The 12124-nt window shown below is 54.5% G+C and carries 14 protein-coding genes; 7 read left to right on the top strand and 7 right to left on the bottom strand.

Annotated elements, in window-relative coordinates; all coding sequences use genetic code 11:
* Window positions 1-150 precede the first annotated feature (150 nt).
* Window positions 151-1104: a D-2-hydroxyacid dehydrogenase gene (locus ACTHSL_RS11505; protein ID WP_440381505.1), complete on the top strand. Its 954-nt coding sequence runs from the start codon at window positions 151-153 to the stop codon at window positions 1102-1104.
* A 119-nt stretch (window positions 1105-1223) separates the two neighbouring features.
* Here the strand turns inward: ACTHSL_RS11505 and secB are convergent, their stop codons facing one another.
* From secB to arsC, 5 genes are all read right to left on the bottom strand, one after another.
* Window positions 1224-1664, bottom strand: a complete 441-nt coding sequence (gene secB, locus ACTHSL_RS11500) for a protein-export chaperone SecB (RefSeq protein WP_440381504.1) — start codon at window positions 1662-1664, stop codon at window positions 1224-1226.
* An 87-nt stretch (window positions 1665-1751) separates the two neighbouring features.
* Complete coding sequence (gene grxC, locus ACTHSL_RS11495; RefSeq protein WP_440381503.1) at window positions 1752-2012, bottom strand: glutaredoxin 3; 261 nt, start codon at window positions 2010-2012, stop codon at window positions 1752-1754.
* 124 nt (window positions 2013-2136) lie between these two features.
* A complete protein-coding gene (gene metK / locus ACTHSL_RS11490; protein ID WP_107970732.1) occupies window positions 2137-3306 on the bottom strand; it encodes a methionine adenosyltransferase in 1170 nt (389 codons plus the stop codon).
* Window positions 3307-3596: 290 nt separating this feature from the next.
* On the bottom strand, window positions 3597-4181 hold the full coding sequence (locus ACTHSL_RS11485; protein ID WP_440381507.1) for a YdcF family protein: 585 nt from the start codon (window positions 4179-4181) through the stop codon (window positions 3597-3599).
* Window positions 4182-4293: 112 nt separating this feature from the next.
* Complete coding sequence (gene arsC, locus ACTHSL_RS11480) at window positions 4294-4656, bottom strand: arsenate reductase (glutaredoxin) (protein WP_440381502.1); 363 nt, start codon at window positions 4654-4656, stop codon at window positions 4294-4296.
* A 141-nt stretch (window positions 4657-4797) separates the two neighbouring features.
* Between arsC and ACTHSL_RS11475 the strand changes: the two genes are divergently transcribed.
* On the top strand, window positions 4798-5271 hold the full coding sequence (locus ACTHSL_RS11475) for a TlpA disulfide reductase family protein (protein WP_003769515.1): 474 nt from the start codon (window positions 4798-4800) through the stop codon (window positions 5269-5271).
* 52 nt (window positions 5272-5323) lie between these two features.
* Here the strand turns inward: ACTHSL_RS11475 and ACTHSL_RS11470 are convergent, their stop codons facing one another.
* The gene (locus ACTHSL_RS11470; RefSeq protein WP_204810849.1) at window positions 5324-5815 is read right to left on the bottom strand and encodes a GNAT family N-acetyltransferase; all 492 of its coding nucleotides are present in this window, start codon (window positions 5813-5815) and stop codon (window positions 5324-5326) included.
* Between the two features lie 127 nt (window positions 5816-5942).
* Between ACTHSL_RS11470 and ACTHSL_RS11465 the strand changes: the two genes are divergently transcribed.
* A complete protein-coding gene (locus tag ACTHSL_RS11465) occupies window positions 5943-7121 on the top strand; it encodes a phosphoglycerate kinase (protein ID WP_009175125.1) in 1179 nt (392 codons plus the stop codon).
* A gap of 78 nt (window positions 7122-7199) precedes the next feature.
* Here the strand turns inward: ACTHSL_RS11465 and ACTHSL_RS11460 are convergent, their stop codons facing one another.
* On the bottom strand, window positions 7200-8525 hold the full coding sequence (locus ACTHSL_RS11460; RefSeq protein WP_440381501.1) for a M23 family metallopeptidase: 1326 nt from the start codon (window positions 8523-8525) through the stop codon (window positions 7200-7202).
* Window positions 8526-8692: 167 nt separating this feature from the next.
* On the opposite strand from ACTHSL_RS11460, the gene ACTHSL_RS11455 reads away from it, so the two are divergent.
* From ACTHSL_RS11455 to rpmE, 4 genes are all read left to right on the top strand, one after another.
* Complete coding sequence (locus ACTHSL_RS11455; protein WP_440381500.1) at window positions 8693-9667, top strand: hypothetical protein; 975 nt, start codon at window positions 8693-8695, stop codon at window positions 9665-9667.
* A 293-nt stretch (window positions 9668-9960) separates the two neighbouring features.
* Entirely contained in the window at window positions 9961-11343 is a 1383-nt protein-coding gene (locus tag ACTHSL_RS11450; protein WP_440381506.1) for a Na+/H+ antiporter family protein, read from the top strand.
* Entirely contained in the window at window positions 11344-11562 is a 219-nt protein-coding gene (locus tag ACTHSL_RS11445; RefSeq protein WP_440381499.1) for a SlyX family protein, read from the top strand.
* Between the two features lie 134 nt (window positions 11563-11696).
* The gene (gene rpmE, locus ACTHSL_RS11440) at window positions 11697-11915 is read left to right on the top strand and encodes a 50S ribosomal protein L31 (protein WP_049248635.1); all 219 of its coding nucleotides are present in this window, start codon (window positions 11697-11699) and stop codon (window positions 11913-11915) included.
* The last annotated feature ends 209 nt before the right edge of the window (window positions 11916-12124 follow it).

The raw sequence follows: 12124 nt of genomic DNA, 5'->3' as shown, positions 1-12124 counted from the left end.
ACGGTTCGGGTTAAGGGTAAATCTGATTGCAGGACTGGTTAATGCGATGGGATGAATATTTTCGCAAGAGGTCTAATGCCGTTGCAACTTTTCAGACGGCCTTTTGCCACCGCGCTATAATCTTCCGCCCCATAGAACAGGAAACAGCATATGACCCCTTGGAAAATCACCGTACTCGACCGCGCCACGATAGTGTCCAAACCCTTTGTTTTCAATTTCCCCGCCGACGTGGCCGAATATCCGTCCACGCAGCCGGAGGAAACCGCCGCCCGAATCGCGGGGGCGGACGTTGTCGTTACCAACAAAGTCGTCATCACGGCGGAGCACATCGCCACCAACCCACAGCTCAAGCTGATAGCCTTGGCGGCGACGGGCGTGGACAACGTGGACACCGCCGCCGCCAAAGCCGCAGGCGTTACCGTGTGCAACATCCGCGCCTACGGCAACGAATCGGTGGCGGAACACGCCTTTATGCTGATGATTGCGCTGATGCGCAACCTGCCTGCCTACCAGCGCGACATCGCCGCCGGCATATGGGAGCAATCGCCGTTTTTCTGCCATTTCGGCGCGCCGATGCGCGATTTGTACGGCAAGACGCTCGCCATATTCGGACGCGGCAATATCGGCCGAACGCTGGCTGGTTATGCGCGCGCCTTCGGCATGAACGTGGTGTTCGGCGAACACAAACACGCCGAAAACGTCCGCGAAGGCTACGTTTCCTTCGACGAGGCCATCCAAACGGCAGACGCCATTTCGCTGCACTGCCCGCTCACGCCGCAAACGGCAAACATGATAGGCGAAACGGAATTGCAGCGCATGAAGCCCGGCGCGGTGTTGATTAACTGCGGGCGCGGCGGCCTGGTGGACGAGCAGGCTTTGGTTGCCGCGCTGAAATACGGCCGAATCGGCGGCGCGGGTTTCGATGTTTTGACCGAGGAGCCGCCGCGCAACGGTAACCCGCTGCTCAAAGCCCGCCTGCCCAATTTAATCGTTACGCCGCATATGGCCTGGGGCAGCGAGGAAGCACGGCATCGGCTGTTTGCCATTTTGCTGGAAAACATCAACCGTTTTGCGGCGGGGCAGCCGCAAAATGTCGTGGCTTGAACGTGTTGTTTTTCACCGTTTCCCCGCAAGGGCTGCTTGGTAAAAAATCGCTTTGAATGAAAAAGGCCGTCTGAAAACCCGTTTTAAAGGTTTTCAGACGGCCTTTCAGTATGCGGAAATCAGGCGTTGCCTTCCTCTTGCTGCTGTTGATACATAGACTCGAAGTTAATCGGGGCCAGCAATACGGGCGGGAAGCCGGCGCGGGTGATTTCGCTGGATACGGCTTCGCGGGCATACGGGAACAGGATGTTCGGGCAGGCGACGGCCAGCAGCAGTTTTTCGTCTTCTTCGGGGATGTTTTCCAAACGGAAGATGCCGCATTGGGTAACTTCGTTCAGGAACATCACGCGATCTTCGTTCAGTTTGGCGGTTACGGTTACGGTTACCGATACGTTGTGGAAGTTGTCTTCCAGTTTTTCGCTTTGGGTGGCAACGCGCATTTCAACGTTCGGCTCGCCTTGCTCAAGGAAGATTTGAGGCGCGTTCGGCACTTCCAATGACAAGTCTTTGACATATAGTTTTTCAATGCTGAAAACGGGTTGCGCTTGTTGTTCGCTCATAATTGCTCTCGCTTAGTTTAAAAGGCCGTCTGAAAACGGCGGGTGGGTCGGACTGCGGCAGGCATCGCGCCCGGCCGCAGAAGTAAATCATTTCCTTTGCAGCAGCTCCGTCAGCCTGCCCGCGTTGTGCAGGGTGCGCAAGTCGGTAAAGCCACCGACATGGGTGTCGCCGATGAAAATCTGCGGCACGGTGCGGGTGTTGGTGGCGCGGCGCATGGCTTCAAACGCTTCGGGGTCGCTGTCGGCGCGGATTTCGCGGATTTCGGTAACGCCCAGCTGCTTCAACAGGGCTTTGGCCATGTTGCAATACGGGCAGTAAGGGCCGGAATAAAGGATAACTTCGGGCATATTCGGCTTTCGTGTCAAATAAGCCGCCATTATGGGGGCGGGCGGTGGGATTGCAAGGGGCGGCAAGAGGCCGTCTGAAACGCCTCCGCCTGTTTTCAGACGGCCTTTTACCGCATCAGGATGTTTACAGCCCCGCTGCCGCTTTCAATGCGGCCGCTTTGTCGGTACGCTCCCAAGTAAATTCGGGCTCTTCGCGGCCGAAGTGGCCGTAGGCGGCGGATTTGCCGTAAATTGGGCGCAAGAGGTCGAGCATTTGGACGATGCCTTTGGGGCGCAGGTCGAAATGTTCGCGAACTAAGGCAATCAGTTTTTCTTCGCTGATTTTGCCGGTGCCGAAAGTATCGATGGAAATCGAAGTCGGTTCGGCAACGCCGATGGCGTAGGAAACTTGGATTTGACATTGGGTTGCCAAACCGGCAGCTACGATGTTTTTTGCAACATAACGGCAGGCGTAGGCGGCGGAACGGTCAACTTTGGACGGGTCTTTGCCGGAGAACGCGCCGCCGCCGTGCGGAGCCGCGCCGCCGTAGGTATCGACGATGATTTTACGGCCGGTCAAGCCGCAGTCACCTTGCGGGCCGCCGATGACGAAGCGGCCGGTCGGGTTGATCAGGTATTTGGTTTCGGCAGTCAGCATTTCAGGCGGCAGAACGGGCTTGATAATCTGCTCAATCACGGCTTTGCTCAGTTCTTCATGGCTGATGGCAGGGTCGTGCTGGGTGGACAGGACGACGGTGTCGATGCGTTTTACTTTGCCGGTTTCGCTGTCGTAAACCACGGTCAGCTGCGCTTTTGCGTCGGGACGCAGCCACGGCAGGCGGCCGTCTTTGCGCAATTCGCTTTGACGCTGCATCAGGCGATGGCTGTAATAGATGGCAAACGGCATCAGGGTCGGGGTTTCGTCGCAGGCGTAACCGAACATCAGGCCTTGGTCGCCCGCGCCTTGGTTCAGGTCGATGCCTTCGCCTTCGTTCACGCCTTGGGCGATGTCGGGGGATTGTTGGTCGTAGTACACGCCGACCGCGCAGCCATTGGCGTCAAAGCCCAGCTCGGACGAGTTGTAGCCGATGCGTTTGATGGTTTCGCGTGCGACTTTGATGTAGTCTACATGGGCGGTGGTGGTGATTTCTCCCGCCAACACGCACAAACCGGTGTTTACCAGGGTTTCCGCCGCGACGCGCGCTTTGGGGTCTTGCGCCAATACGGCATCCAGGATGGCATCGGAAATTTGGTCGGCCACTTTGTCGGGATGGCCTTCGGAAACGGATTCGGATGTGAAAAGGTATTCGCTCATGGCTGTCTTTCTTCGGCAGGCCGTTTTCAGACGGCCTATTTGTCTGGTGAGGCCGTCTGAAAAATCTCTTTCCGTTTCAGACGGCCGGGAAACGGGCAAAAAAATACCCGCATTCAAGCGGGATTCGGATTGCGCCGTTCTGTTCGAACGAAGCCACATCGGCCTTTTTTCGCGGCCGTCCACCTTACTTTACCTGTCAAAACCGTAAAAGCAGGTTGGCATGGAAATCCCAACTCTTAATGCGGGGCGGATGGTAGCAAATTCGGCCGCCTGCGGCAAGGCGGTTTACTTTAACCGCCCAGTCCGGCAAATGCCATCAGGCCGTGCCCGACACGCCAGATGTAGTAGCCGGCCAGTAAAAAGGTTTCGCGCAGCCAGAACTTGATTTTGTCGGCGCGGTCGGTGTAGCGTGTGGTCGGCGTGGCCGACAGTTCGGCCCCCATTCCCAAGTCTTCGGCCATCACTCCGGCGCGCGCCAGATGCAGCGGGTCGCTGACAATCACGTTTTTTTGCAGTCCTTGTTCGTTAAGCAGCGGGCGGATGTTGTACAGGTTTTCGTAAGTGGTGCGCGAGGTTTTTTCTACCAGGATGTCGTGTACCGGCACACCCTGCCGCACGGCGTAACGCATACCCACTTCCGCCTCGCTCATAAAGCCCGGCTTTATCGCGCCGCCGGTAAACGCCAGTTTGCGCACTTTGCCGCTTTGGTAGAGCACGATGGCGTGGTTGATGCGTTCGCGGAACACGGGCGAGGGGCGCGAATCCCACGCCGCCGCACCCAGCACCACCGCCGCGTCACCACTGTAATCCTGCGGCAGTGCGGCAGCCCCCGAACGATACACCTGTACGCCGCAAAATACGGGCAGCAGCAGCATGAGGACGATGCTGATTTTGATGCCGCGCCACAGGTAAGCCCACAGCGAGCGGTGTGCCGAAAACGGGCGATGCAAATCCTGTTCCTTTCCTGAATCCGTTTTTTCAGACGGCCTATTCTCCAGCCAGCAAAGCCGCAATATTTTCCGTCGGGCGGCCGATGGCGGCTTTGCCGCCCAAGACGGCAATCGGCCTTTCCAACAGGGCGGGATGGGCGGCAATCGCGGCCAACAGGGCTTCATTGTCCAACGACGGTTCGTCCAGTTTCAATTCGCGGTATAAATCGTCTTTTACCCGCATCATGCCGCGCACGTCCGCCAAGCCCAGCTTGCCGAAGATTTCGCGCAGTACGGAGATGTCCGGCGGCGTGTCGAGGTAGCGGACAATACGGGTTTCCACGTTTTGCTGCGCCAGATAGTCGGCAGCGGCGCGGGATTTGGAACAGCGGGGATTGTGATAAAGGGTAACGGCGGTCATCGTCATTTTCCGTGAAGGTTGGGGATAAGGCGTATTGTAAGCCCGTGCGGGGTTGTCGGCAAAATTTGCCCGCACTCAAACCCATCTGCCGGGAAAGGCTTATAATGGCGGCGTTTAGACCCAAACCACGGAGTATCCGCCATGAATGCCAAACTGACCGCCCTGCTGCTCGCGCTGACCGTCCTACCCGCCGCCGCTTCCGACCTGGTTTCCTTCCCCGACGGCAAACCGCAGGACTTGAACAATCTGAAAGCCCCCGTCCGCATCATCAATTTCTGGGGTTCGTACTGCAAACCCTGTGTAAAGGAAATGCCGGAAATGTCGGCCTGGTATAAAAAACAGAAAAAAGGCAGCATCGATTTGATCGGCATTGCCATCGACCGTAAAGAAAACCTGCCGCCCTTCCTGAAAACCACGCCCGTTTCCTATCCGATCTGGCACTATGCGGGCAAAGACAACCGCAGTTTCATGAAAAATCTGGGCAACAGCGTCGGAGCGTTGCCGTTTACCACCGTAGAAGCGGTGAAGTGCGGCAAGAAAGAGGCCATACTCGGCGGCGTTGACAGTAAAAAACTGGATGCGGCCGTACAAAAAGTACGCGCCGAATGCAAATAAAGGCCGTCTGAAAACCATTTCAACGGACGGGGAAGGCTTTGAAACCTGACTTTCAGACGGCCTCCCCTTCCCTACCGCCCAAACACAACCGCATCACCGACACAATTTCCCCGTTGTGCCGACGCGTTTCGATTTCGCGCCAACCGTATTTGGCGTACACGGCCTGCACGTCGGGCGTGTAGAGGTAAAGTTCGGGCAAGGCCATTTCCCGCGCCTGTTGCAGCGCGTGTTCGATTAAACGCGCCCCAATGCCGCACCCGCGCGCTTCGGGCAGCACGAACACGTCGCCCAGCCAATATTCGTATTGCGGCAATTCGGCAATGTCGTGCCGCTTCAAAGCCGCCGAACCGAGCAGGCGGTTTTCACCGTCCACCGCCAGCCAGGCCAGCGGCAAACTGCCGCCGTCCAAACAGCGGGCATAATAGGCGCGGATTTTCTCCATTTCGCTCCATGGCGCGAAGTCCTGCCATTCGGCGTGCAAAGCAAGAGCCAGTTGTTCGATGTGCCGCGGGCAAGCCGCCAGCGGAATGATGCGGGTTTGCATGGGTTTTTCCTGTTTCAGGCCGTCTGAAAAACGGGATTATAGCCGTTCAGACGGCCTTTACGGCTTCCAAACGTCGGCGGATAATCAACGCCTTCACACCATTTCCAACCTTCACAAAGGATACATCATGGCATTTCTGAAACTGACCGAACAAAACGTGCAGGGCAAAACCGTCCTCATCCGCGCCGATATGAACGTGCCGTTCAAAGACGGCAAAATCAGCGACGACACCCGTATCCGCGCCTCGCTCGCGTCCATCAAATACTGCTTGGACAACGGCGCGTCCGTTATCGTGATGACCCACTTGGGCCGCCCGACCGAAGGCGAGTTCCACCCCGAAGACGACGTTGCGCCCGTTGCCGCGCACTTGGGCAGCCTGTTGGGTAAAGACGTGAAAGTATTGAACGACTGGCGTGAAAACAAACCCGCCCTGAACGCGGGCGATGTCGTCATGCTGCAAAACGTGCGCATCAACAAGGGCGAGAAGAAAAACGATTTGGAACTGGGCAAAGCCTATGCCGCCTTGTGCGACGTGTTCGTTAACGACGCGTTCGGCACCGCCCACCGTGCCCAAGCCTCGACCGAAGCCGTCGCCCAAGCTGCGCCCGTTGCCTGCGCCGGCGTATTGATGGCGGGCGAACTCGACGCTTTGGGCAAAGCCTTGAAACAGCCCGCGCGCCCGATGGTGGCGATTGTCGCCGGCAGCAAAGTGTCCACCAAATTGACCATCCTCGAATCGCTGGCGGATAAAGTCGATCAACTCATCGTCGGCGGCGGCATCGCCAACACCTTCCTGTTGGCGGAAGGCAAAGCCATCGGCAAATCGCTGGCGGAACACGATTTGGTGGAAGAATCCAAAAAAATCATGGCGAAAATGGCGGCCAAAGGCGGCTCCGTACCGCTGCCGACCGATGTCGTCGTTGCCAAAGCCTTTGCCGCCGATGCTGAAGCGGTCGTGAAAGACATTGCCGACGTTGCCGAAGACGATATGATTTTGGACATCGGCCCGAAATCCGCCGCCGCACTTGCCGAACTGCTCAAAGCCGCTGGTACGGTGGTGTGGAACGGTCCGGTCGGTGTGTTCGAGTTTGACCAGTTCGCAGGCGGCACGAAAGCCCTTGCCGAAGCCATCGCCCAAAGCAAAGCCTTCTCGATTGCGGGCGGCGGCGACACGCTGGCGGCGATTGCCAAATTCGGCGTTACCGACCAAATCGGCTACATCTCCACCGGCGGCGGCGCGTTCCTCGAATTCTTGGAAGGCAAAGAGTTACCCGCCGTAGCCGCTTTGGAAAAACGCGGCGCGTAAGCGGTTTGACGTAAAAAGAGGCCGTCTGAAAACCGAAAAACAGGTTTTCAGACGGCCTTCGTAACTAAAGAAACCCAATCAATAAAGCTGCGCCACCGTAACCGGCAAATCATGAATGACTGCCATTGTGTCTTCAGCTTTCTGCCGTTGCCGCAGGAAAGAAGCCAGATGGATTTTTTCCATTTTCGGGGTTGGCAATGCCACTGTGGTCGGGTTGACATGCTGGCCATTAATCCGTGCTTCATAATGCAGGTGCGGACCGGTAGAGCGGCCGGTGGAGCCGACAAAGCCGATGACTTCGCCCGCCTTCACATGACCTTTTGAGGGAGAGAAAGCACTTAAATGGCCATATAGCGTTTCCACTCCGTTGCTGTGCATCAGCATGACCGTATATCCGTAGCCGCCTTTCCAACCTTTGAAGGTAAGCGTACCGTCGGCCGGCGCATAAACCGGCGTACCGGGTGGGGCGGCATAGTCTATGCCTGTGTGCATTTTAACGGTATGCAGCACGGGATGGACACGGATGCCGTAGGGTGAGGAAATGCGGGTATAGTTTTGCAGCGGCATAAAGGCAAAGCCGTTCAGACTGTCGGACTTCAACGGCTCGCCGTCATAATCATAATAGCTGCCACCCTCATCGCCTTTGTCGTAGTAGTAAGCCTGATAGGTTTTACCACCCTTGACGACTTCAACCGCCAAGATATCGCCTGCCGCCATTTCCTGTCCACGAAAATACATGCTGTTGTACAGCAGACGTATTTGATCGCCCTCTTTCAAATCGTCCAAATTGAATTGTTCACTGAAAATATCGCGCAGCGATTCACGCAATTCGATGCCTACGCCTGCTTGTGCCAACGAACCCTTGGCAGAGGTGCGGACAACGACGGATTTCAGCGTCGGCAGGGTTTTCATCTCAATTTCCGATGCGCTCGCCTGCCACTCTCCTTTGATTTTACCGATGGCAATCAGGTTTTTTTCGCCATTATCGTCATCGTTGAAAAACTGGATGGCGGCCGGCCGGTTGCTGCCGTCCATTAAAACACTGATGGTTTGCCCCGAACGAAGCCGTTGTAATTTCTTGTCGATACCGCCGTCTTCGCCATCGCCTTTCAGGGCATTGGCAATATCCGCATCGCTCAAGCCGTAGCGCGACAGCATGGTATACAGCGTATCACCTTCTTGAGCTGCTTCTTCCAGCCAATATCCCGCCCGATTTTCGACATCGGACACTTGAATCGGCGGCAGCTCCTTCACAACGACTTCGGTTTTAAACAATTCGTCTTGTTTGGGCGGAGAAGTTACGGCATAAGCCGTCATTGCACCCGATACGGACAGTAGTATACCCAGCAGCGACCAGCGGATGGATTTACGCTGCAAAAAACGATGGGAAAAAATCTTTTTCATTGATTCATTTTTCCGTTTCAGACGGCCTGATTCGTTATCAGGCACAAAGCCTTACAAACAGATTTTCATTTATCTTCAAATGTTTCAGTATACTATAAATCCTCATAGAAATCCTCATCATGCGGAAAAAGCGCGTAAAATAACGCTAATCCGAACAATGCCGAACCATGATGAATCTGACCCTTGCCATCCCTTCATTGAACAGGCCGTCTGAAAGACCTGTGCCGTTCGATACGCCCGGCCTTAACGCACTGCTGCGTTTCGGACACTTTACTTCATTGCCCGCCGAAACATCTGTTTTTTATGCCCGCCATCTTTGGCGGGGCAGGCCGGAAATTTCGATATTAGCCGAACTGGGGCTGTCCGCAGACACGCCCGCCCTGCTGGCCGCACCCGTCTGTCAGCAAATGGGCATGAATCAGGCGCATCTCGCATCCGGGCGCGCCTTGTCGGTAACGGCGCAAGAGGCGGCGCAGTGGTGTGCGGGATTGAATGATTTTTTTTGTGAGGACGGTTGGCGTTTTTACCCGTTCAAACCTGATTTATGGCTGCTGACCTTACCCAAACAGCCAGACTGGCAGGTTCCGTCGGTTCTGGATATGCTCGGGCAGGCTGACGGGATGGAGCGGATGGAACGGTATGCCGCACCGGATTGGCTGTCCAAGCAAACTGAAATCCAAATGTGGCTGCACGCCCATCCGCTCAATGCCGCTCGCACAATGCCGGTTAACGGCGTATGGCTGTGGCCCGGGCATTCGGACGGACAAGCCGAAGCCGGCTTTACCGCTACGGACAGCAGTTGGCTGCTCCGCCCAGGCCTGCCGCACGATGCCGCGCCCTACGACTGGGCGGCATTCGAAGCCATGCTGGAGGAATGCCGCCAACAGATTTCAGACGGCCTGATTTTTCTGGATGATTTGACCGTGTCCGTGGCGGCGGATGATGAAGAATCGTATCGCCAACTGCTGGCCGATTGGGATGTCCGCTTTTTCACCCCCATCCGCCTCGCCCTGCAAAAAGGCCGTCTGAAAAACCTAACGCTAACCACAGACGGCGAACACGGCGGCATTCTGAATATTAGAACCAAAGCCGAACGGGCATTTTGGAAACGGAAAAAAGTCTTTACCGGCACTTTGCGTTAATACACCGCACCACACAAGGGATTGACCCAATTCTCGACACCCCTATACGGCAATCCGTCACAAAAGGCCGTCTGAAAACGCGCTTCAATGAAGTTTCAACCGTTTCAGTGCAAGAAAAAACTGAAGTTGCTTTTCAAACTTTGTTGCAGCCAGGTTTTCAGACGGCCTGATGCTTGGTGTTTTTGTATACTTATGTTAATATTTGAAAATGTTAACAATTAGGCCGTCTGAAAACCGCTTGACGCATCGTCAAATCGTTCGGCAATGAGGAGTGAAAGATGTTATTAAGCATAATGGGTACGCCCAATGCTGTCGTAATCGCCGTAATCGTCATGTTGGCATTGTCACTATCGCGCATACATGTAGTGTTGAGCTTGGCAATCGGTGCGTTTGTCGGCGGACTGATGGCAGGAATGCCGTTGGAAAATGTAACGGACATGTCGGGAGAAGTGACTCAAACCGGCATTATTTCCGCTTTTAACGAAGGCTTGAAAGGCGGGGCGCAAATCGCGTTGTCGTATGCAATGCTGGGGGCTTTCGCAATGGCAATCACCCACTCCGGCCTGCCGCAACAATTGGCCGGCTCGATTGTCCGCCGCCTGAATCAAGGACAAAACTCTCAAACCGGGGAAAAAGCGGTCAAATGGCTGTTGTTGTCCATCATCTTGGTCATGGGTGTCATGAGCCAAAACGTCGTCCCCATCCATATCGCCTTTATTCCGATGATTGTGCCGCCGTTGCTGCTGGTATTTAACCGCCTGAAAATCGATCGTAGGCTGATTGCCTGCGTCATTACCTTCGGCCTGGTGACCACCTATATGTTCCTACCTTACGGATTCGGCGGAATTTTCCTCAACGAAATCCTGTTGGGCAATATCCGCACGTCGGGCATGGAGGTGAAAGACATCAATGTCATGCAAGCAATGGCCATCCCTGCTTTGGGTATGGTGGCAGGTTTGCTGCTGGCTTTGATTCATTATCGCAAACCGCGTCTTTATCAAACCAATGATATCGATACGGTCGATCATCAAAAAGCGGTCGAACAACCGCAACCTTCCGCCTACCGCAGCATGGTGGCGGCAATAGCGATTGCCGTTTGCTTTGCCATACAATTAATGTATCAAGACGCGCTGGTTTTAGGGGCAATGGTTGGTTTCGCGGTATTCATGATGCTCGGCGTCATCAATCGGGATGCCGCCAACGATGTTTTTGGCGAAGGTATTAAAATGATGGCGATGGTCGGCTTTATTATGATTGCCGCCCAAGGATTTGCAGCGGTTATGAAAGCAACCGGCGATATCCAGCCTTTGGTGGAAAACAGCATGGCAATGCTCGGCGGCAACAAAGGCATGGCGGCATTCGTCATGCTATTGGTCGGCCTGCTGGTCACAATGGGCATCGGCTCTTCCTTTTCCACCCTGCCGATTATTACGGCGATTTATGTACCGCTGTGTATCAGCCTCGGCTTTTCACCATTGGCAACCGTAGCCATTGTCGGCACTGCCGGCGCATTGGGTGATGCAGGCTCCCCCGCATCAGATTCAACCTTGGGTCCGACCATGGGACTGAACGCCGACGGCCAGCACGACCATATCCGCGACTCGGTTATCCCCACCTTTATCCACTACAATATCCCGCTGATGATTGCCGGCTGGATTGCCGCAATGGTGCTGTAAATGGAAGAACTGACGCAACGCATTACCGAACTGGAAATTCAGACGGCCTTACAAGGCGAACTGATTGACAGCCTGAACGACACTATTGCCCAAATGCGGCAAACATTGGATTTGCAACAAGCCCAACTCAAGCTGCTGTATCGGAAAATTCAAGATAAAAACCAAGACGGTGATCAAGAGCCGTATAGCCTCCGTGATGAAGTCCCACCGCACTACTAACCGGAAACAACAAATGGGCAAAAGATAAAAAACTTGCCAAAACAAACCATTTAGGCCATAATCCGCCGCCTTCCCGAAAGGGATATTTTGAAGCACAGGCACATCCCCTGTGCCCGCCAACCAAAGGAATTAAAATGAAACAAAATACTCATCCAGATTATCATGAAGTTAATGTTACTTGCTCTTGCGGTAACAAATTTGTAACCAAATCTTCAATGGAAAAAGAAAACTTTAATATTGAGGTTTGCTCACAATGCCACCCGTTCTACACTGGAACCCAAAAAATCGTAGATACAACCGGTCGCGTAGACAAATTTAACCAAAAATTTGGCAACATGTTCAAACGTAGCTAATTTTTTGAAAAAGAAAATAAAAAAGACTGCATTGGCAGTCTTTTTTATTTTTGGATTAAACTAAAAGATTGAGACCTTTGCAAAATCCCCCCAAAATCCCCTAAATTCCCACCAAAACATTTAGGGGATTTCCCATGAGCACCTTCTTCCAGCAAACCGCACAAGCCATGATTGCCAAACACATCGACCGCTTCCCACTATTGAAGTTG

This window comes from Neisseria sp. P0008.S010 (assembly GCF_051962715.1).
Lineage (GTDB): Bacteria > Pseudomonadota > Gammaproteobacteria > Burkholderiales > Neisseriaceae > Neisseria > Neisseria elongata.
Note: the sequence above shows the minus strand (reverse complement) of the source record. Positions and strands in the feature narration are given on the sequence as shown.

Bases quoted from the DNA above. Each gene is read 5' to 3' on its own strand.
- ACTHSL_RS11505 (WP_440381505.1), top strand. From the start codon at position 151: ATGACCCCTTGGAAAATCACCGTACTCGACCGCGCCACGATAGTGTCC.
- secB (WP_440381504.1), bottom strand. From the start codon at position 1,664: ATGAGCGAACAACAAGCGCAACCCGTTTTCAGCATTGAAAAACTATAT.
- grxC (WP_440381503.1), bottom strand. From the start codon at position 2,012: ATGCCCGAAGTTATCCTTTATTCCGGCCCTTACTGCCCGTATTGCAAC.
- metK (WP_107970732.1), bottom strand. From the start codon at position 3,306: ATGAGCGAATACCTTTTCACATCCGAATCCGTTTCCGAAGGCCATCCC.
- ACTHSL_RS11485 (WP_440381507.1), bottom strand. From the start codon at position 4,181: ATGCTGCTGCTGCCCGTATTTTGCGGCGTACAGGTGTATCGTTCGGGG.
- arsC (WP_440381502.1), bottom strand. From the start codon at position 4,656: ATGACCGCCGTTACCCTTTATCACAATCCCCGCTGTTCCAAATCCCGC.
- ACTHSL_RS11475 (WP_003769515.1), top strand. From the start codon at position 4,798: ATGAATGCCAAACTGACCGCCCTGCTGCTCGCGCTGACCGTCCTACCC.
- ACTHSL_RS11470 (WP_204810849.1), bottom strand. From the start codon at position 5,815: ATGCAAACCCGCATCATTCCGCTGGCGGCTTGCCCGCGGCACATCGAA.
- ACTHSL_RS11465 (WP_009175125.1), top strand. From the start codon at position 5,943: ATGGCATTTCTGAAACTGACCGAACAAAACGTGCAGGGCAAAACCGTC.
- ACTHSL_RS11460 (WP_440381501.1), bottom strand. From the start codon at position 8,525: ATGAAAAAGATTTTTTCCCATCGTTTTTTGCAGCGTAAATCCATCCGC.
- ACTHSL_RS11455 (WP_440381500.1), top strand. From the start codon at position 8,693: ATGATGAATCTGACCCTTGCCATCCCTTCATTGAACAGGCCGTCTGAA.
- ACTHSL_RS11450 (WP_440381506.1), top strand. From the start codon at position 9,961: ATGGGTACGCCCAATGCTGTCGTAATCGCCGTAATCGTCATGTTGGCA.
- ACTHSL_RS11445 (WP_440381499.1), top strand. From the start codon at position 11,344: ATGGAAGAACTGACGCAACGCATTACCGAACTGGAAATTCAGACGGCC.
- rpmE (WP_049248635.1), top strand. From the start codon at position 11,697: ATGAAACAAAATACTCATCCAGATTATCATGAAGTTAATGTTACTTGC.